The sequence below is a fragment of the Haliea alexandrii genome, assembly GCF_003719295.1.
Classification (GTDB): domain Bacteria; phylum Pseudomonadota; class Gammaproteobacteria; order Pseudomonadales; family Halieaceae; genus Haliea; species Haliea alexandrii.
Genome location: NZ_RFLW01000002.1, coordinates 205,841 through 225,897, shown reverse-complemented (window position 1 = coordinate 225,897; position 20,057 = coordinate 205,841). Strand labels below are relative to the sequence as shown.

Here is a 20,057-nt window from a genome sequence, read left to right as displayed (position 1 = left end):
CTCAACTCCGCTTGCTGATAAACAGGGCAGCTATATCATCCGGTGCTGTTTCCACACGGTCCAGCCCCAGCCTGGTGACGATATCCTCAGGCGCCTCCGCAGACTCGTCGAACACCTTGAGAAAATACTTCTCTTTCTCGATCAGGTTCTCGGGCGGCAGTATCTCCAGAATACCGTCGGAGAAGAGCGCCAACATAAACCGTTGCGGCAGGTCAATCAGGTGCTCCTCATAGGCCACATCCTCCATGATCCCTACCGCCGAGCCCTCGCCACGCAGATAGCGGGCCCCCTCTTCTGAAACCAACACAGGTTGCGGCAGGTGACCGGCAACGCTGTAGCGCAAGGTATTCTCCTGAGTATCCAGCAGCCCCACCACCATCGTGGCAAATTTGCCCACGCCCAGGTCGAGCAGCTCCTGATTGGCCCGCTTCAACATGGCGACGGGGCTGAGCAGCGTGTCATCGTCGCGGCGCAGGAAGTCGGAGCGCTTGCGTGCAAACAGGTTCTTGAGCAGCACCGTGGTAAAGGCCGACGAGCTGCCATGACCGGAAACGTCCGCCATGAAAAACGCAACGTGGTGCTGACCCACCGTAAAATAATCGGTGAAGTCTCCGCTCAGGTACAACGACGGAATTACCGTGTGGCTGAAAACGTAGGGCTCCATTACCATCGGGCTGACCGGCAACATACGCAACTGCACCTGACGCCCCGCCTGCTGGTCCTGCTCCAGCATTTTCACCGTGCCGCGCAACTCGATATTGGCTTGCTCAAGGCGCTGGCGAGAGTCTCGCAACTCGCGACGCATCTGGCGCTGTCGGACACACCGTTCGATGGACTTGAACAGCGCGTCCTCATCCTCGATGGGCCGTACAAAAAAGTCGCTGGCCCCCAGGCGCAGCGCGGTCATCATCTTGTCCACCTCGGCACGGTCACTGAGCATGATAGCGGGGATCTGCAGATCGAGCTCACGCAGGGAACGGCGCGCTTCCTGCCAGGAAACGGCTTCCAGATCCAGCTCGCAGAGGATGACATCAAGGTCGGGATTGTCGGCGAGAAAACGGTAGGCCTTGAGCACATCGGTAAACACTTCAACCCGATACCCCTCACCGCTGACGGTTTGCGCCAGCGCGGCGGCGCGGGCGGCATCGTCATCGATGAGCAGCACATACCCTTTGGATTTCATCATGCGGCACTTGCGGAGCGTGTGCTGACGGACAGTACGCCCTTGGTTTGGGGGGGGCAACCAATTTGCACCGGGTTTGGGCAGGATTTCACAGTTTTGGTGCAAACCACAGTGAGCGTCATGCTGCGCTAGAGTTCGTCCGGCCAGTCTTCGTCACTGAAGTCGGAAAAGCTGTCCTCTACCTCGCCATCACTTACCAGCGCGCGGCGCTGCTGGAGGTAGGCATCGCGTATGAAAATGTAGCGATCGCCCGAGATCAGGTCCTCCGCTTTCAACAGTTCCACCCGGGAGCTGACCAGCTCCAGGCCGATCAATGAATTGCGCAGCCGCACGTCGTCAATCGCCACTTCAACCGATGTGTAGGCATCAAACACCGTGCCGACACCGCTGCGCATGGTCCGCGGCCCGAAGAGCGGCACCATCAGGTAAGGCCCCTCCGGCACACCCCACACCGCGAGCGTCTGTCCGAAGTCAGTTCTCAGGGGTTCTATACCCATGCGGGTGGCGACGTCGAACAGCCCGAGCATACCGATCGTGGAGTTCAACAGAAAGCGCCCACCGGCCTGTGCCGCGCCCCGCAGACGTCCCTGCAGGATGGAGTTCAAAGACGTGTTGACATCGCGCAGGTTGCGGAAGAAATTATCGACCCCCATCTCCAGCGGATCCGGCGTTACGGCGTGGTAGCCGCGCGCCGCCGGCTTGAGCAGATACTGGTCCATGCGCTCATTAAAGACGAAAATCGGCCGGTTAATTGCCTCCAGGGGATCGGTATCCACTGGCTCTGCGGCCAACGCGGGTGCGAGGCCAAACAGGCAGAGTAGCAGCACTATCGGATGCAAAAATTTCATCGGTGGGTCGCGGTCAGGATTAGCCGCGGAATATTACGCCTGTGGGGAGGGCTGAGCAACGGGGAAAAATACCTGTCAGTGCGTAACAAGAATGCCGCGGGCCACGAAGTCCGCCAGCTGGGCCGCGCCGAAGCCGCTGACCGTGTCCGCCGGCAATGACAGTTCCGCCGCCAGCGTATGCAGCAACGCGGCACCCGGCTCGGGCCCACGCTCCCGGACCAGTTCCAGCAGGCGCGCCGTGGCGGCGTTCAGGGCCATGAATTGCACCGTATCCCCGCGGTCGCGATAGACCACAAGATAGACCGGATCACCCGGCTCTGTGGGCTGGAAGTCCACACCGATCTGGTGCACGGGGTAAGCATAAGCAAGCGGCCACGCCAGTGGCGAGAGCGTCAACGGTGAACGCATGGGATCGCCCGTCGCTTCCGGAGGTATATCGTCTTCCGCCACCGTGAGCGCCAGCTCCACCCATTCGTAGTGCGCGAGCTCAGCGATAAAGGGCGGGTCATCCGGGTGTCGGCACGAACGCTCGAGCAGAAAGCGCACGAACTCCTGACTGATCTCAAGGAAATAGGGCGTGTGGCAGCGATGACCGTCAATGAACGCGCGCACCAGCCGATGCCAGGCGGCGTCGGTATAGAGGCGCCGCAACACCGGAAAACCGCCGCTGATAAAGCCCTCGATATTGTTGTAGATCAGTGTTTCATACACCTGCAGGCGCCGGCGCTCGACCCCCGCGGGTGGCTGTTGCGTTGCGGGGTCGCGCAGGTAGCGCGCCATCGCCAACTGCTGGGCGCGTAATTCAGCCATGCGCTCGCCCAGGCACGACCGCACGCGCCGTGTGCTGGAGCTGGCGAATCTGCTCCACTTCCAGCAGCAATTCTGACAGTGGCGGGAGGTTGAAATCGCGTTCCAGCAGCGTTGGCAGCGGCCCGAGCAGACTGTAGGCCTCCGCGAGCAGTGACCAGACGGGCGCAATTACGGAGGTCCCGTGCGTATCCACTTTCAGGTCGGGGGCTTCATCATAATGGCCCGCCACATGAATATAGCGCACCCGGTCGAGAGGCAGGGCCTGCAGGAATTCGTAGGGTGAATAGCTGTGATTGATGCTGTTGACATAAATATTGTTTACGTCGAGAAGCAGATCGCAGCCGGCACGCCGGACCACGCGGGTGATAAACTCCGCCTCGGACATATCGGCGTGGGGCTGGGCGTAGTATGACGCGTTCTCCAGCGCAATCGGTTCACCGATAATATCCTGTACACGCTGTACGCGCTCGACCACGTGCGTCACAGCTTCTTCGGTGAAGGGTATCGGCAGCAGATCGTAAAGATGCCCGTCAGCGGCACAATAGGTTAAATGTTCTGTGTACAGGCTAACGCCGATATCCTGCATGAGGGCCCGCACTGCTTTGACCAGATTTGTGTCCAGTGCGTCGGGGCCTCCAATGTCGAGGGAGAGTCCGTGTAAAACCATTGGCTGACGCGCTGCCAGCTCGCGGAACTGGCGCCCCAGTCGTCCGCCCACGCCAATCCAGTTCTCCGGAGCGACCTCCAGAAAATCGACCTGCGGATTCTCCGCAGAAAGCAGCGGGCCCAGAAGGGCCCGCCGCAAACCCAGGCCCGCACCGGCGAGCCCGTCAGAGCGCTCGGGCATCAGCCGCCGCACTTGCCTTCGCCGCATTTGCCCTCGGCGTCTTTTTCAGTCTCCTTCTCGCCACACTTGCCTTCGCCACATTTGCCTTCGGCATCCTTCTCACCGCATTTGCCTTCGCCGCACTTGCCTTCGTGGTCACCGTCACCGTGCGAGTTGAAATTGGCCAGGTTGTAGCCGGAGCTGAGTTCCTGCGCCGCAAACGGGTTTACAGAGGCTGAAGCGGCTGGAACTACTGAGCCCACAAGGAACGCCGCACCCAGTGCCAGCGCCAGGGGTTTTCTTGAATCTGTCATGGTTGTTGTCCTTTTCATGTTGTCAGGTCATTGCACACACGTGCAGGCAGCGAAACGGCCTGCCTGCTTAATGTGACTCGCTATTGTCAGCGAAGTTTCGCCCCGGCGCTTATCCATTTGGTAATAATTCACACAGCGGTGGGCTTTGCGCTGTCGGGATGTTGCGCCAGCCAGTCACGCACCTGCCCCCATTGCTGCTGCAGGCGTTTCTCCGATACCGGCGTCCGTGTACCCAGCTGCTGGGCAAACAGGGAGACACGAAATTCTTCCAGCATCCAACGGTAAGTCGCCGCAGCCGGACAGAGAGCGAGCAAACCCGGAAAACGCTCCAGGGCCTCCCACAGCGGCTGCCCGAGCTGCTGCAGACGCTCCCGATGGCCGTTGTCACGAGCGAGCTGCCCCTTGAGGGTGGCTGCACGCTGCTTCAGGGCCTTCATATAGCGCGGATACTGCCCCAACCACTCCGCTGGCGTATCGCGCTGAAACCCTGGCTGCCACAGAGCGGCCAGTTGCGCGTCGATATCGGCGAGAGCGGCGCCGACCTCAGGCTCCTTGCAGCGCGCGAGCACGGCACGGGCCTCGGCCAGCGGGCGCAGTGCATTCAACACCGTCGCCTCGAGATGGTTGGCCATACCCACCACCTGTCCGCTGCGCCGGGCACATGCCGAGAAAGACTCGCTATCGCGTGGCAGGCTCTCATCCAGCTGCGCCACCTGTGCCCAGGCGGCATCGATCATGTCTTCCACCAGAGCCTCGCGTGGCTGGCCCGAAGCCGCCAGCAACAGGCTGGCCTCATTCCCCTGCAGCAATTGCTTGCGCAGAAACTTCACCTGCTGCCGATGCTGCAGACGCAACAGCCGCAACACCCCCTTGCGATGCTCCGCTTGCGCCTGCCCGGGGTAGTCGCACAACGCCACCGCCACGGTTTCACCCTTGTCCACCAGCGCGGGCCAGGTAACGATCTCGGTGCCGGCCTGACGAAAGCGCCATTGTTCTGGCAAGGCCTTTTCCGGCCAGTCGGTCAGGCCTTCACAGGCGGGGCTGTCGGAGGGTGCAGCAACAATGGTCTCACGCGTATCTTCGCGCAATTCCGCGATCAGCGCGGCGAGATCACGTCCCTGTTTAATCATGCGGCCATCGGCGTCCACAACGCGCACATTCATACTGTAGAACGGGTCCAGCGCCTGTGGCGCAAAATCGTCCATGCGCAATTTCAGCCCCGATTGTTTGCCCAACACCCGCGCCAGCGCGGCGGTCAGCGCCTCATCATCGGGCCGCAGCTCCGCGAGAGCGCGATCGACCCGGTCAGGCACCGGCACCAGTTGTTTACGCTTTTCTTTGGGCAGGCCTTTCACCAGCGCGATGCATTTGTCGCGCAGCAGACCGGGGACCAGCCACTCAAAGCGAAACCGGGGCACGCGGTTGAGCAGGCCCACGGGCAGAGTGACCGAAACACCGTCCGCCTCCTGACCGGGTTCGAAGCGGTAGCTCAGACGCAGCTCCAGATCACCCCACAGCAGCCGGTCGGGAAATTGTTCGCCCAGTGCTGCGCCGGGGTCCCGGGCCAGCAACTGCTCACGGGTGATGCGCAGGGCTCTGTCGGCACCCTCTTCCGCACCCAGCCACGCCCTCAGTCGTTCCGCTGTGGTGACATCTGCGGGCAGCCGCTCGTCGTAGAAGGCATACAACACCTGCTCATCTGCCAGCAGGTCGCGACGCCGCGCCTTGGCCTCCAGACCCTCCACGTCCCGCACAACCCGCAGGTTGTGTTTCAGGAATGCGGGGTGACGGGGAAAGCGCCCGGCAATCAGGCCCTCGCGAATCAGCAATTCGCGCGCCTCGACCGGTTTGATGGGTCCATAGTGCACGGCGCGCTTGTCCGCTACGGTCAAGCCATAGAGCGTCACGCGTTCCCAGGCCATGACGCGTCCCTGGCGCGCCTCCCAGCGGGGCTCGTAATAATGACGTTTGAGCAGGTCCGGGTTTGCCTCCAGCACCCAGGCGGGGTCTATGGCCGCGACTGTGCGCGCAAACACACGCGACGTTTCCACAACTTCCGCAGCGACAATCCACTTGGGACGCTGGCGCCCCAGGTTGGACCCGGGAAATATCTGCAGCTTGCGGTTGCGACTGCCCAGGTAGTCGCGGTTTTCCTGGTGCTGGGCGATATTCGACAGCAACCCCGCCAGCAGCGCCCGGTGCACCGACTCGAAGGGCTCCTCCCCCGACGCCGGCAACTCACCGGATGCGCGCAACCCAAGCTGGCGGCAGGCCATGCGCAACTGGGCGTGCATGTCGCGCCATTCACGCATGCGCAAAAAGGACAGAAACTCCCGCTGGCAGAGCTTGCGCAGCTGACTCTGGCTCAACGCCTGCCGCTGCTCCTCGTAGTAACGCCACAAACTCAGCCAGGCCATGAAGTCGGAGCGTTCGTGGCGGAACCGGGCGTGCATCTGGTCCGACTGTGCCTGTTTGTCCGCCGGGCGCTCGCGGGGGTCCTGAATCGCCAGCGCTGCGGCAATCACCAGAACTTCCTCCAGGCAGGCCCTGTCCTGGCCGGCAAGCACCATCCGCGCCAGGCGCGGGTCGATGGGCAGTTTAGCCATCTGCCGGCCGAGCGCTGTCAGTTTGCCCCGCGCACTGACGGCCCCGAGCTCCTGCAACAGCTTGTAGCCATCGCGCACCATGCGCGGGTCCGGTGGGTTGATGAACGGGAAATGCTGCACCTCGCCCAGGCCCAACTGCAGCATTTGCAGAATAACGGCGGCCAGGTTGGTGCGCAGGATCTCCGGGTCGGTGAATTCAGGACGGGCGAGAAAGTCAGCCTCACTGTAGAGACGAATGCAGACACCGGCAGCAACCCGTCCGCAACGCCCCTGACGCTGGTTCGCGCTGGCTTGGGAAACCGGTTCGATGGGCAGACGCTGTACTTTGGTGCGGAAGCTGTAGCGGCTGATGCGGGCATCACCCGGGTCGATGACGTAACGAATACCGGGGACGGTGAGCGAGGTTTCCGCCACATTGGTCGCCAGCACCACGCGCATCAGGCGCCGTCGCGAGAGGTCGAACACCCGGCTCTGCTCTGCATTGGACAGCCGTGCGTAAAGCGGCAGCACCTCGATTCGCTCCAGTTCACGCAGGGCCCGGGCCAGCTCGCGAATTTCACGCTCACCCGGCAGGAACACCAGCACATCCCCCCGCTCACCAAACCGTCCGTGCTCAATATCCGCAACCAGGCCGGTCACCTGTTCCTGAAGGCCGAGGTCACGGTCCTCGGCAGGGTCCAGATACACGGTTTCCACCGGATACCCGCGGCCCGACACTTCAATCACCGGGGCATCGTCGAAATGCCGGGCGAAGGTGGCCACGTCGATCGTCGCTGAGGTGATGATCACCTTGAGATCCGGCCGACGCGGCAGCAACTGCTTGAGATAGCCGAGCAGGAAATCGATATTCAGGCTGCGTTCATGCGCCTCGTCGATAATCAGTGTGTCGTATTGGCGCAGCAGCCGGTCGTGGCGCACTTCCGCAAGCAGAATGCCATCGGTCATCAGCTTGATCGCGGACGACGCCGAAACCTGGTCGGTAAATCGCACCTGGTAGCCCACTGTGTCCCCGAGCGGCACAGCCAGTTCGTCGGATATGCGCTGCGCAACGGAGCGAGCTGCGAGACGCCGGGGTTGTGTGTGCCCGATACGCGCCAGGCGCCCGCGCCCCAGATCGAGGCAGATCTTGGGGATCTGCGTGGTTTTCCCAGAGCCGGTCTCGCCGGCAACAATGATCACCTGATGATCGGCGATGGCCTGCGCGATATCGTCGCGGGCCTGTACCACCGGCAATTCCGGCGGGTAGGAAATGGGCGGTATGACACGCTCCACCGCTTCCGACATCGTTATCTCCTGCACGCTGGACGTGACTGTGTAGGGGGCGGCTACACTACGGTATCATGAGGCGCTCAACAATCCTGCAGGACGCCGACATGCCTCGCATACAAAACCACACCTTCGACGAACTGAGCATCGGGCAACAGGTGGAGCGCTCCCACACGGTTACGCCGGGCGACCTGCAGCGGTTTGCCGACGCCTCCGGCGATTACAACCCCCTGCATACAGACCCTGAGTACGCCGCCAGCACACCCTTCGGTGGCTGCATCGCCCACGGCATGTTCAGCGGAGGGCTGATCTCCGCAACACTGGCCATGCAACTGCCAGGGCCCGGCACGGTCTATCTGGGCCAATCGCTCAGCTTCCGACAGCCGGTGCGCGTGGGTGACACGCTTACCGTGACACTAACGGTGAGTGCGCTGGAACCGAGACGTCAACGCGTAACGCTGGACTGCATCGTGGTGAATCAGGCCGGGCGCAAGGTCGTGACGGGCAGCGCCGACGTCATTGCGCCGGCAGAGCGGGAAACCGTCAACGTAGAGCGCGACGCTATCCCTGCGGGATGAGCTCAGCCGCCGGCGGGTGTCGCTTGCGCCTCCGCGGCGAATTGCGCCGGATCGAGGTATTGCAAGCGCAACTCGATCGAACCCCGCGCCGCATTGGAGTCTGCGCCCAGCACCATGACGTTGACTTCGCCCTCGTCCTCGGTCGCGGCGCTGAGGCCGAACACGACATTGTCCGGGTTGTTCTGCTCGGAGAACACCTTGATGTCCTTGCCCGCTCGCAGTGCGTCGCTCAACTGCGCGACGAGCATCGCCAGGCTGGCGCGAAAGGCGCCAAAATTGAGTTTGCCGCGGTATTCACTGTGGTCCAGTGCCACATCGAACCGCACCTGCGACTTGTCCTCCATGACCACGTTCGTCAGGTGCACTGTGCGGCCTGTGGCCATGTCGCGGAACACGTTCTTCGCTTCCGTGCGGCGATTCTCCAGGAATGCCTTGTACAAGAGATTGACCGCGATGGTCAGGAACTGGTCGCGGGGGATCGATTTGTTCGGATTTTGAGCCATGAGCTACCCTCTCAAGCAAGCGCGCAAGTCTACTGTGTGACCGTCATAAACGCCAGTCGCCGGCCCTCGAGAGCCCGACTGGCTTTTGGCCTGTGTGGCCCACTGTCGGCGCCCCACGGGCCCTGTTTGTCTGCTACGCTTGCGGCCTCGCGCAACAGCACCAGAGAACGGGCCATGAGCAACACCTACCCGCCACATCACAATCACACCGTCAGGCTGCAAGCCGCAACCGCGTACCGGCATGCGGCGTGACAACCAACCCTGGGCATCGCTCCCAGCGCGCCACGTTCCCAGCGGGGGCGCTGTTGTTCCGTCAGGCACCGGGACTGCCAGCGAATCGGTTGCACAGGGCAGTTTACCCGCGCAGCCGGAGCACACGGCGCTCTCTGGCACGCAGCTCGAGAAACGCTGGCACGCGCACAGCGCGCGCGTCTTCACGATAGCCGCCACCGGTTTTGGCAGTGGACTCGACTTTCTCCTTACCTGGCAGCGCTGGCGGACACGCGAGCACCCGGCGACTGGCGCACAGCGCTTGCATTACATTGCCATTGACCGGCTGCCACTTGCAGGCAGGGACCTGGACGCGAGCCTTGAAGGCTGGCCGCACCTGGCGGAACTCGGCGCAACACTGCGCAGGCACTACCCACTGCCCCTGCCCGGCGTGCACCGGGCAATTTTCGACTCGGATGCGGTCACGCTGGACCTGTGGTGGGGCACGGTGGATGAGGTGCTCGCGGATCTCGGCCAGGGCAATACGGCACTCGTGGACGATTGGCAACTTTGTGCCGATGATACTTACGGCAGCGAGCACTCAGGGTTCGAAAGCCTGTGGCCACAGATCGCGGCACTCAGCCGCCCCGGTGCCACCTTCGCCATGCCAGCGCCGGCAGGTCGCCCCCTTGCAGGTAGCGTGGCGACGGGACTTGCTGTACGCCACGGGCAGCACTCGACCACCACCGGGAAAAAGCTGCGCCGTGAGCAGGCGCGTCAGGGCCACCGCAACGCTGCCGCCGGCGCGCCACGCTGGGACCTGCCGTGGCACAGCCGCACACCACCTGACCAGGTGCTGGTACTGGGGGCGGGTCTGGCCGGTTGCCACACTGCGGCAGCGTTGGCGCGGCGTGGCCTCGATGTCACCGTACTGGAACGCGGAGAGCCGGCCCAGGCGGCATCGGGCAACGCCCAGGGGGTCATGTACACGCGGCTTTCACACCGTCATTCGGCCCTGACTGACTTCGCCCTCTGCAGTTTCGACTTCGCGGTACGCCAATACGCCGCCGCGTTTGCCAGCGGCGCACTGCACGAGGGCGAGGACGGCGCGCTGTGTGGCAGCTTTCACCAGGTCACCAACAGCGACGAGCTGGAGCGGATGCGGCCCTTGTTGCATGCCGTACCGGAGCTTGCCCAGGTCGCGGACGCCGAACGCGCGTCGCAGCTCATCGGTATTCACCAGACCAGCGCTGGCTACTGGTATCCGCAGTCCGGCTGGCTGTCGCCACCCGCTGTTTGCCGCGCCCTGCTGCAACAGCCCGGCATCGTGCTGAGAGAGCACTGCGGAGCGCTGCGGTTGCAGCACAACGGCCGCCACTGGCAGGCGTTGAATGCAGCCGGCGAATCAGTGGCGGCAGCCCCCACCGTAGTGGTCGCCGCGGGCACAGCCTGCAGCGCGCTCGACGGGCTGGACTGGCTGCCACTGCGTGCGATACGCGGCCAGACCACGCAACTGCCCGCACTGCCTGAGCTGGCGCCCATGCGCGCGGCACTCTGTCACCGGGGTTACATTGCCCCTGCCCGCGGTGGAGAACACTGCATCGGCGCCACCTTCGGGCCCGGTGACACCGACCCTGACCTGCGCGCGGCAGACCAGGCTTACAATCTCGCGCAGTTGCGCACCGCATTGCCGACACTTGCCAAGCCACTGGCGGCACTGGAGGATCGCGCTCTGCCCGGGCGCACCCAATGGCGCTGCGCCAGTCCGGACTATCTGCCGTTGGTGGGGCCCGCGCCCGACCGGGCGATGTTTTTGCAACGCTTCGCGGGGTTGCGTGACAACGCGCGCCGCGCTATTGCGGCGGAGGGGGCCTACATTGAAGGCCTCTACCTCAATACGGGGCACGGTTCCCGTGGACTCACATCCACACCACTGGCGGCGGAACTGCTGGCCAGTCAGCTGTGTGGCGAGTCGCTGCCGGTCGAACCGGAAATACTGCGCGCCCTGGCGCCGGCGCGCTTTCTACTACGCGACCTGGGGAGAAACCGGATTTGAAAGCTTGTCACTTGATCTGCAGCGCGCTGCTCGCGCTTGTCGCGCTCACCGCATCCGCTACCGAACGCTACACCTTCAAGATTATGGAAAAGAAGCCCCAGTCGCGCAGCCATTTCGTGCAAGGCCTGCAGATCATTGACGGCATGCTGTATGTGGGGACCGGTGGCTACGGACAGTCACGGTTGCTGCAGTACCGTTTCACGGATGGCGAACTGCTGGCCGAGCAGCGTCTGCCCCCACGCCTGTTTGGCGAGGGTATTACTGTGTTGGGAGAACACATCTACCAGCTGACCTGGAGGGCGCGCAGGCTACTCGTCTACCGCCGAGCCGACCTGCAACCCGTCGTCGCGCTGTCGATACCGGGCCAAGGCTGGGGCCTGACCCACAATGGCAGCCAGCTGATCTACAGTGATGGCAGCCACCGTCTGTATTTTCTCGATCCTGACACCGCACAGCGACAGCGCACGGTCGCGGTACTCGAAGACGGCATGCCGGTGGCGCGCCTGAATGAGCTGGAGTGGATCGACGGCGCCGTCTGGGCGAACGTCTGGCAGGAAGACCGCATCGTGATCATCGACCCGGCAAGCGGTGACGTCACCGGCAGTATCGACCTTCAGGGCCTGCTGCCATTACCCGAGCGCGAGCCGTCTACTGACGTGCTCAACGGCATCGCCGTGAACCCCGAGGACGGTGGCATTTGGGTAACCGGCAAAAACTGGCCCTGGATGTACCGTATCGAAGTGCGTCCCGCCACCGCAGCCGGGTCTGTTTCGCGCTAGAATAGCGCCTACACTTGCTTTACGACAGGACAGGTATGAACCAGATGATTCCCGGCGGGGCGCAGAGCCACGCCGCATTCCAGCTTTTGCGCAGCCACGAGATCGAGTCGCTGCAGCTGCGGGTTGAACAATACGAGCACACTGCCACGGGGGCGATGCACTACCACCTGGCCTCGAACAACAGCGAGAACGTGTTTTTGGTCGCGTTGCGCACGGTGCCGACGGACTCTACCGGCGTGGCGCATATTCTGGAGCATACCGCCCTGTGCGGTAGCGAGCGCTACCCTGTGCGCGACCCGTTCTTCATGATGCTGCGCCGTTCCCTCAATACGTTCATGAACGCGTTTACCAGTAGCGACTGGACCGCCTACCCCTTCGCCAGCCAGAACCGCAAGGACTTCGACAACCTGCTCGACGTGTATCTGGACGCGGTGTTCTTCTCCCGCCTGGACCCGCTGGACTTCGCCCAGGAAGGTCATCGGGTAGACTTCGCAGAGCCCGGCAACCCAGCCAGCGACCTGGTATTCAAGGGTGTGGTCTTCAATGAAATGAAGGGCGCGATGAGCTCCGTTTCCAGCACACTCTGGCAAACCCTGTGCGCGCACCTGTTTCCTTCCGTGACTTACCACTACAACAGCGGCGGCGACCCGGAACACATTCCGGACCTCAGTTATGCACAACTGAAGGACTTCTACCAGAGCCATTACCACCCCAGCAACGCCATTTTCATGACCTTTGGCGACATTCCCGCACACGAGCACCAAGCGGTCTTCGAAGCCCGCGCCCTGCAACGTTTCCAGCGTCTTGAAGAGCACATTGCCGTGCCCCGCGAGCAGCGCCTGCGCGAGCCGAAGCGGGTGGCAGAAAGCTACGCGCTGGATGACTCCGGCGATACAAGCGCTAAAACGCATATCGTCATCGGCTGGCTGCTCGGAGAAAGCACGGACCTGCAACAGCAACTGGAAGCACAACTGCTCTCCAGCGTACTGCTGGACAACAGTGCCTCTCCTCTCATGCACGCGCTGGAGACAACCGACCTCGGGCAGGCGCCCTCGCCGCTCTGCGGACTGGAAGATTCACAGCGCGAAATGGTGTTCAGCTGCGGCATCGAAGGCAGCGAGGCGTCATCGCGGGATGCCGTGGAAGCGCTGGTGCTCGAGGTGATCGAGCGCGTGGCACGGGACGGTGTACCGCAGGCGCAACTGGAGGCCGTGCTCCACCAGCTTGAGCTGCATCAACGCGAAGTCACAGGCGGCGGCTACCCCTATGGCCTGCAGTTGATTCTGCAAGCGCTTGGACCCGCCACCCACTATGCCGACCCGGTGGCCGTGCTGGACCTCGACCCGGTACTGGACAATTTACGCGTAAAAATCGGCGACCCTGACTACATTCGCCAGCTGGCGCGACGTCTGTTACTCGACAACCCCCACCGCGTCACACTGGTCATGACGCCGGATACGCAGCTCTCGCAACGCAGGCTGGAAGCCGAGGCTGAACGGCTGGCAGCACTCAAGGCGAGCATGAATGACGCCCAGAAGCAGGCGATTATCGAACTGGCAGAGCAATTGGAGAAGCGCCAGAAACACAGCGATGACCCGGGTGTGCTGCCCTGTGTGACGCTGGCTGACGTGCCGGAGCGACTGCCGGAACTCGAGTGCACAGAGCACACGCAGGGCCCGCTGCGCCTCACCAGTTATACCCAGGGAACGAACGGGCTGGTCTACCAGCACCTCGTGGCACCGCTGCCCGCCCTCGATAGCGAGGCCATTTCGCTGCTTCCCCTGTACGCGCGAATGCTGACCGAGGTAGGGCTCGGCGACGACAGCTACCTGGAGGTACAGCACCGTCAGGCCGCGAGCGTAGGCAGCATCAGTGCCAGCACATCGCTGCGCAGCGCAGTAGATGACGCGCAACAGCTGCAAGGGTTCTTTTCGCTGTCATCGCGGGCTCTGGCACGCAATAGCGGCGCCCAGATCACACTGATGCGTGACACCCTGGAACATGTGCGTTTCGATGAAGGTGCCCGTCTCAAAGAGCTGGTCAGCCAGTCCAGGGCGCGGCGCGAACAGTCGGTCACCGGAAGCGGTCATGCGCTTGCGATGGCCGCGGCCTGCGCCGGCATGAGTGGTCTGGCGCAAATCAATCACCGGTTGGGCGGACTCGAGGGCATTCGGCAATTGAAAGCGCTGGACGACCGCCTGCAGCAACCCGAGGCAATCGAAGCCTTGCGCAACGGCTTGCAGGGTATCCACTCCGCCGTTAATGCCATGCCCCGTCAATTGCTCGCCATTGCCGACGAACACGCCATCTCGGCGGTGTGCAGCGAGGCCTTGCAGCAATGGCGTGATGCGCCCGGCGGCAGCGCCGGACAGCCTGTTCTCAGTGCCGCTGCAGTGAGTGAAACACGGCGTGAATTCTGGGTCGCCAACACCCAGGTCAACTTTTGCGCCCGCGCCTACCCCACGGTCGCAATCGGCCACCCGGATGCACCTGCACTGACTGTACTCGGCGGTTTCCTCCGCAACGGCTATCTGCACCGCGCGATTCGGGAGCAAGGCGGCGCGTACGGTGGTGGCGCCGGCCAGGATTCGGGTATTGCCGCGTTTCGCTTCTATTCCTACCGCGACCCGAGACTCCTCGATACGCTGCGGGACTTCGATGATTCAGTGCGCTGGTTGCTGGAAACCCAACACGACCCACGCGCGCTGGAGGAAGCCATTCTTGGCGTAATCAGCAGCCTGGACAAGCCGGCCTCGCCGGCGGGCGAAGCGCGACAACACTTCTACAACACGCTCTTCGGCCGCAGTCACGCACAGCGGGAGGCGTTCAGACAGGGTATTCTGGAGGTCACGCTCGACGACTTGCGGCGAGTCAGTGCTGCCTACCTGATACCGGAGCGCGCGAGTACCGCTGTGGTCAGCAACCAGAAGCAACAGGCAATACTCGGCTCGGCGCTGGCCGAGCTCGAGCTGGTGGTGGAAACGCTGTAACGGCCTCTGGGCTACTGGCGCGGGCGCTCACCGGGGGAGCCCTGCTTCCCGTGTTTCTTGCCGCGCTCGCTCTCCGCTGCGTCCAGTTCAGCGCGCTGCTCCTCGTTCAGCAAATCCCGCACAGCCGCCCGGGTTTCTGTCCGGCGGTAGGCGCTGCGCGCGGTCACTTCCCCCAACTCACGCGTCAGTGACTCGCTGGCAGCGGCATCGAAGTTCTCACCCTGAGCGCGCAGTGCCTCGCGGATTTCCTTCATCCGCGCCCTGTCGTCTGCGCCATCAGCTGCGCTTTCCTGCAGCAGCTGACCAATCGCGGACTGTTGCGACTCGGAAAGCTCGAGATGCCGGGTCATGCGCTCCAGCATACGTTCAGGGTCGCCCCGTTCCGGCGCGGCGAAACCGGGGACAGCAGCGATGGCCGCGACAAGTGCAAGGACGGCAGTGCCGCGACGAATAAAACGGTTAGTGCGTGTTCTCATGACTCTCTCCTGTGAATGAAACGCAGGATCATAATAGGTCGGCGGGCGGTTAAGCAGTGCGTAGAGAGCGTAAAGAAGCGTAAAGAATGGTTGTTATCGTGCTGCGGCCGTGGTGTTTCGCAACACCTCACGGCACACTGTGAGCGTATTTAACGCGAGTAGCACTGCCCTGATGGACCCACGCATACTGCTGATTGATGACGACCGGGAACTGTGTCAGTTGCTGCGCGAGTTCCTGTTGTCCGATGGCTTTGCGGTCGACAGCTGCCACGACGGCGCCGACGCATTGCAGGTTGCCCAGAGCACACCATATGACGTCATTATACTCGACGTGATGCTGCCGGGCATGCAGGGGCTTGAACTGTTGCGCCGCCTGCGCAGCGCCAATGTCGGCACACCCGTACTGATGTTGACTGCGCGCGGCGAGGATACAGACCGGATTGTCGGGCTCGAACTGGGGGCCGATGACTATCTTGCCAAGCCCTGCAATCCGCGCGAGCTTAGCGCACGACTGCGGGCTATTCTGCGGCGGGCGGGCAGCCAGGGTCCATCTACACGCGGCGACACCGTCGTCGGTTTGCTTGCGATCAATGCCGCCGAGCGCACGGCCACTTGGGACACCCTGGACCTGCAGTTGACCAGCGCCGAGTTCAATATCCTGCGCGTCCTGCTGCAGCATGCCGGCAGTGTGGTCAGCAAGGATCAACTGAGTCAGCAGGCATTGGGGCGCCCCCTGTCGGCCTATGACCGCAGTGTGGACGTTCACATCAGCAAAATTCGCAAGAAACTGCTCGCCTGCGGCGGTGCTGGCAACCTCATCACCAGTGTGCGTGGCGCGGGCTATCAGTTTCTGCTGCAGGGAAATGGCATTCGATGACCCGCTCCATGCCCCTCTTCCTGCGTATCTTCCTCGGCTTCTGGCTGGTCACCATCGTTGTGCTGGGCAGCGCAATTTTCGCCGGCAACTACCTCGACACGCTCGTGCCGGACGCAGGCTCGCTGACCCACGATGCACGTAACCCCGACCGACGAGCCGGGCCACCGCGGGTTTTCGTCCGCCTGCTCTATGAATTGCAGAATGCACCGCTGGAGGAACTGCCCCGCATCATCCGCACCACACAGAACCGGCACGATGTCGAGGTCTATCTTCTGGACGCAGCCGGCGATGATATTTTACAACGCACGGTGCCAGCTGCAGCGGCGCGCGTTGCTGCCCAGCTGGACCGCGACCGGCGCCGCGTATTCCAGCGACGCGGCACGCAGCAACTGCTGGGGCATCAGCTCTACCGTGCGGATTCAGGCCGGCTGCGATCGGTATTGATCCTGTCTGCACCGCGTATACCCCTGGTCAATCTGCTGGGCGACAACTTCTGGCTGCGGGCTGCGCTCGCCACGCTGGTATCAGGCCTGCTCTGCTACGCCGTATCACGCCTGCTTACGCGGCGTCTTGGCGCAGTGCGTGGCGCGGCACGCAAGCTGGCTGCGGGCGACCTGCAGGCGCGCATCGCGGTGCGTGAGGCAGGCGGCGATGAAACCGACGACCTGGCGCGTGATTTCAACCACATGGCCCGGTTGCTGGAAGAGCGCATAAGTGCGCAGAAGCAACTGTTGTCGGATGTGTCACATGAACTGCGTTCACCGTTGGCGCGGCTGCAGGTCGCACTGGGCCTGGCGGAGCAGAACCCGGCAAATGCCACAGCCCAGCTGCCACGTATTGCACGCGAAGCGCAGCGCCTGGAGAGCCTGGTCGCCGAATTGCTGGAGAGCCAGGCAGAGCGGAGTGACCTGGAGCAGCACATTGATCTCGTCGCGCTGCTCGATGAATTGTGCGCGGATGCACGCTTCGAAGTCGGCGACATAAACCGGGTGAGGTTTCACAGCGCTGTTGAAGAAGCTCTCGTAGTCGGTAACGGCACCCAACTGCGCAAGGTCTTTGACAACGTCTTGCGCAATGCCTGCAGCTACAGTCCCGCAGAAACGGTTGTTGACGTCCAGCTTCGAAAAACCGCTAGCCGCTACGAAGTGGTGATCGCCGACCAGGGCCCCGGTGTGCCCGAGGAGGACCTCGCGAGGATATTCGAACCGTTCTATCGCCTGGATACGGCGCGTGCCCGCCAGACCGGGGGGCACGGTCTGGGCCTGTCGATCGCCCGACAGGCCGTGATGATGCATGGCGGCACTATCGATGCACGCAACACCCGCCCCGGTCTAGCTATGCGGATCAGCCTGCCCGCGTGGGCGCAGGACCCTGCGTAATGTACTAAAGCAATGCTAGAATCCCGCCACTGACTGACTGGCCGGAGGCCACACCGCATGTTTGACGTTACACCACTGGCCGGGGCCCTGGGCGCTGAAATTTCGGGCATTGATCTGGCGCAGGACCTGGTGCCAGAGCAGGTGAGAGAGTTGCGCAGGCTGCTCAACGAACACGAAGTGATTTTCTTCCGCGACCAGAATATCAACCCTGGCCGGCAGCACGCGCTCGCCTCATGTTTTGGCCCGCTACAGACCCACCCGGCCTACGCCACGATCGAGGGCTTTCCCGAGATCACCATTCTGGAAAGCACGCCGGAAAAGCCAACCAAGATCGAAGCCTGGCACTCGGACATGACGTTTCGGCAACATCCGCCGCAGGCCACCGTGTTGAAGTCGGTGATTATCCCGGCGCGTGGTGGCGACACGCTGTGGGCCAGCATGACTGCGGCCTACAACGCCTTGTCTACACCCATGCAGCAGTTGTTGGCAGGACTGGTGGCGGTGCACGACTTCAGCTGGGGCTTCAAAGAGAGCCTGACAGAGCCCGGCGGGCGTGAGCGCCTGGCCGACGCCGTTGCCGCCAACCCGCCGGTACGTCACCCGGTCATCCGCACACACCCGGAAACCGGGAAGAAGGTAATTTTCGTCAACAGCCTGTTCACTACCCATATCGAGGGATTGAAGCCCAACGAGAGCCGCGCACTGCTGGACTTCCTGTTCCGCCACGTGGTGACGGACGAGTTCACCTGCCGTTTCCACTGGCGCCCCCACAGCATAGCCATCTGGGACAACCGCAGCACACAACACAAACCGGTCAACGATTACTTTCCCGCACATCGCCGGATGGAGCGCATTACTGTGGACGGCGACCTGCCCTACTGAAGCGGTGGGTACTGCTCGGTGGTGCGCACGGCGCCAGAGCGAACGCGGCGCATGTAGTCAGCCACGTCGCGTTTTACTTCCGGTGCGTAAAGGTAGAGTCCGATAATATTGGGCACTGCTATCAGGAAAATCATGGCATCGGCAAAGTCAAGCACAGCCGACAGCTCAATCATGCAGCCGAGCACTACAAACCCACAAAACACCGCTTTGAACAGCGTCTGCCGCCACTGCGCCTCACCCACCAGATACGTCCAGGCCTTGAGCCCGTAGTAGGCCCAGGCAATGGTGGTGGAAAACGCGAACAACAGCGCGGCAAAGGCAAGTGGGTATGGCGCCCAGCTGATATGGTGGGCAAAAGAAGCCGACGTCAGTGCAATGCCCTCAAACCCCTGCTGGTGCAAGCCGTTGGGGTAGGCCACCGTCACAATCACCAGCGAGCTGAGGGTGCAAATCACCACGGTGTCGAGAAATGGCTCCAGCAGGCCCACCAGCCCCTCGGATGCTGGTTCATTGGTTTGTACCGCAGAGTGTGCAATGGACGCCGAACCGATGCCGGCCTCATTGGAAAACAGCGCACGCTGGAAGCCGACCACAATCGCGCCCACCATGCCCCCGGTGACGCTGCTCACGGAAAACGCGTTGCTGACGATCAACTGGATCGCGGCGGGAATCTGCGCGGCACTCATACCGATGATCACCAGTGCGGACACCACGTAGAGTACCGCCATGAGCGGCACAATACGCGACGCCACCAGGGCGATGCTGCGAATCCCGCCAATAATAACCAACGCCACCGCAGCAGCAATCAACAAGCCAAACAGCCATCCGCGCTCAGCAAAAAAACTGTCGTCACCACCGCTGATCACCAGAAACTGCACATAGGCCTGATTGGACTGGAACATGTTGCCGATACCAAAGCAGCCAATCACCAGCGCCGTGGCGTAGAACCCGCCAAGAAGGCGTCCCCACTGCGGCGCCCCACGGTCGGCAAAATAGCGCTCCAGGTAAAACATGGGGCCGCCGGACACAGAGCCATCCGGGTTATTGCGCCGGTACTTCACGCCCAGGGTGCATTCAACCAGTTTGGTGGACATGGAGAGGAAACCCGCCACCATCAACCACAGCGCCGCACCGGGGCCACCGATGGTGATCGCCACCGCAACGCCGCCGATATTGCCGATACCGACGGTACCGGAAACAGCGGTTGCCACGGCCTGGAAATGGGATATCTCGCCCCGCGCGCGCGGGTTGTGAAAGCGCCCGCGCACATGCCGCAGGCCGAGCGCGAAACCCCGCACATTCACAAAGCCGAGGTACAAGGTGAAGAACACGGCGGCGCTCGCCAGCCACAAGACGATCAACGGAAAGCCGTGACCGAACAGTTCTACCGGGAAGAACACCACATGCGACAGCGTATCCGCCACCGGCCGCACATAGGCTTCAACCTGCTGGTCCAGGCTCACCCTGCTGGCCG

At 62.6% G+C, this 20,057-nt stretch carries 16 protein-coding genes; 7 read left to right on the top strand and 9 right to left on the bottom strand.

Annotation, left to right across the window (positions count from 1 at the left end; genetic code table 11):
• Position 1: 1 nt before the first annotated feature.
• From EGJ68_RS09225 to hrpA, 6 genes are all read right to left on the bottom strand, one after another.
• Entirely contained in the window at positions 2 to 1,186 is a 1,185-nt protein-coding gene (locus EGJ68_RS09225; RefSeq protein ID WP_233248750.1) for a PP2C family protein-serine/threonine phosphatase, read from the bottom strand.
• Between the two features lie 125 nt (positions 1,187 to 1,311).
• Positions 1,312 to 2,031, bottom strand: a complete 720-nt coding sequence (locus tag EGJ68_RS09220) for an MlaA family lipoprotein (RefSeq protein ID WP_123034274.1) — start codon at positions 2,029 to 2,031, stop codon at positions 1,312 to 1,314.
• Between the two features lie 75 nt (positions 2,032 to 2,106).
• On the bottom strand, positions 2,107 to 2,841 hold the full coding sequence (locus EGJ68_RS09215; RefSeq protein WP_123034273.1) for an HvfC family RiPP maturation protein: 735 nt from the start codon (positions 2,839 to 2,841) through the stop codon (positions 2,107 to 2,109).
• On the bottom strand, positions 2,834 to 3,688 hold the full coding sequence (locus EGJ68_RS09210; RefSeq protein WP_123034838.1) for an HvfB family MNIO-type RiPP peptide maturase: 855 nt from the start codon (positions 3,686 to 3,688) through the stop codon (positions 2,834 to 2,836). The genes EGJ68_RS09215 and EGJ68_RS09210 overlap by 8 nt, the downstream gene beginning before the upstream one ends.
• Positions 3,688 to 3,981: an HvfA family oxazolone/thioamide-modified RiPP metallophore gene (locus EGJ68_RS09205; protein ID WP_123034272.1), complete on the bottom strand. Its 294-nt coding sequence runs from the start codon at positions 3,979 to 3,981 to the stop codon at positions 3,688 to 3,690. The genes EGJ68_RS09210 and EGJ68_RS09205 overlap by 1 nt, the downstream gene beginning before the upstream one ends.
• Before the next feature lie 128 nt (positions 3,982 to 4,109).
• Positions 4,110 to 7,871, bottom strand: coding sequence for an ATP-dependent RNA helicase HrpA (hrpA, locus tag EGJ68_RS09200; protein ID WP_123034271.1), 3,762 nt, complete (start codon positions 7,869 to 7,871; stop codon positions 4,110 to 4,112).
• A gap of 89 nt (positions 7,872 to 7,960) precedes the next feature.
• Between hrpA and EGJ68_RS09195 the strand changes: the two genes are divergently transcribed.
• Positions 7,961 to 8,431, top strand: a complete 471-nt coding sequence (locus EGJ68_RS09195) for a MaoC/PaaZ C-terminal domain-containing protein (RefSeq protein WP_123034270.1) — start codon at positions 7,961 to 7,963, stop codon at positions 8,429 to 8,431.
• Between the two features lie 2 nt (positions 8,432 to 8,433).
• On the opposite strand, the gene EGJ68_RS09190 is transcribed toward EGJ68_RS09195, so the two are convergent.
• A complete protein-coding gene (locus EGJ68_RS09190) occupies positions 8,434 to 8,934 on the bottom strand; it encodes a hypothetical protein (protein WP_123034269.1) in 501 nt (166 codons plus the stop codon).
• Positions 8,935 to 9,175: 241 nt separating this feature from the next.
• On the opposite strand from EGJ68_RS09190, the gene mnmC reads away from it, so the two are divergent.
• Genes mnmC through EGJ68_RS09175 form a run of 3 tightly spaced genes read left to right on the top strand, consistent with a single transcriptional unit; the run spans position 9,176 to position 14,969 of the window.
• The gene (gene mnmC / locus EGJ68_RS09185; RefSeq protein ID WP_123034268.1) at positions 9,176 to 11,200 is read left to right on the top strand and encodes an FAD-dependent 5-carboxymethylaminomethyl-2-thiouridine(34) oxidoreductase MnmC; all 2,025 of its coding nucleotides are present in this window, start codon (positions 9,176 to 9,178) and stop codon (positions 11,198 to 11,200) included.
• Positions 11,197 to 11,979 (top strand): glutaminyl-peptide cyclotransferase, encoded by a 783-nt coding sequence (locus EGJ68_RS09180; RefSeq protein WP_233248749.1) that lies wholly within the window; start codon positions 11,197 to 11,199, stop codon positions 11,977 to 11,979. The genes mnmC and EGJ68_RS09180 overlap by 4 nt, the downstream gene beginning before the upstream one ends.
• A 35-nt stretch (positions 11,980 to 12,014) precedes the next feature.
• Positions 12,015 to 14,969, top strand: coding sequence for an insulinase family protein (locus EGJ68_RS09175; protein ID WP_123034267.1), 2,955 nt, complete (start codon positions 12,015 to 12,017; stop codon positions 14,967 to 14,969).
• Positions 14,970 to 14,980: 11 nt separating this feature from the next.
• On the opposite strand, the gene EGJ68_RS09170 is transcribed toward EGJ68_RS09175, so the two are convergent.
• Positions 14,981 to 15,445 carry a Spy/CpxP family protein refolding chaperone gene (locus EGJ68_RS09170; RefSeq protein WP_123034266.1) on the bottom strand — a complete coding sequence of 155 codons (465 nt, stop codon included), beginning with the start codon at positions 15,443 to 15,445 and terminating at the stop codon, positions 14,981 to 14,983.
• A gap of 172 nt (positions 15,446 to 15,617) precedes the next feature.
• Between EGJ68_RS09170 and EGJ68_RS09165 the strand changes: the two genes are divergently transcribed.
• Genes EGJ68_RS09165 through tauD form a run of 3 tightly spaced genes read left to right on the top strand, consistent with a single transcriptional unit; the run spans position 15,618 to position 18,583 of the window.
• A complete protein-coding gene (locus tag EGJ68_RS09165; RefSeq protein ID WP_123034265.1) occupies positions 15,618 to 16,322 on the top strand; it encodes a response regulator transcription factor in 705 nt (234 codons plus the stop codon).
• A complete protein-coding gene (locus tag EGJ68_RS09160; protein WP_123034264.1) occupies positions 16,319 to 17,701 on the top strand; it encodes an ATP-binding protein in 1,383 nt (460 codons plus the stop codon). The genes EGJ68_RS09165 and EGJ68_RS09160 overlap by 4 nt, the downstream gene beginning before the upstream one ends.
• A 57-nt stretch (positions 17,702 to 17,758) precedes the next feature.
• On the top strand, positions 17,759 to 18,583 hold the full coding sequence (gene tauD / locus EGJ68_RS09155; protein ID WP_123034263.1) for a taurine dioxygenase: 825 nt from the start codon (positions 17,759 to 17,761) through the stop codon (positions 18,581 to 18,583).
• On the opposite strand, the gene EGJ68_RS09150 is transcribed toward tauD, so the two are convergent.
• Positions 18,577 to 20,046 carry an alanine/glycine:cation symporter family protein gene (locus EGJ68_RS09150; protein WP_123034262.1) on the bottom strand — a complete coding sequence of 490 codons (1,470 nt, stop codon included), beginning with the start codon at positions 20,044 to 20,046 and terminating at the stop codon, positions 18,577 to 18,579. The genes tauD and EGJ68_RS09150 overlap by 7 nt on opposite strands.
• Between the last annotated feature and the right edge of the window lie 11 nt (positions 20,047 to 20,057).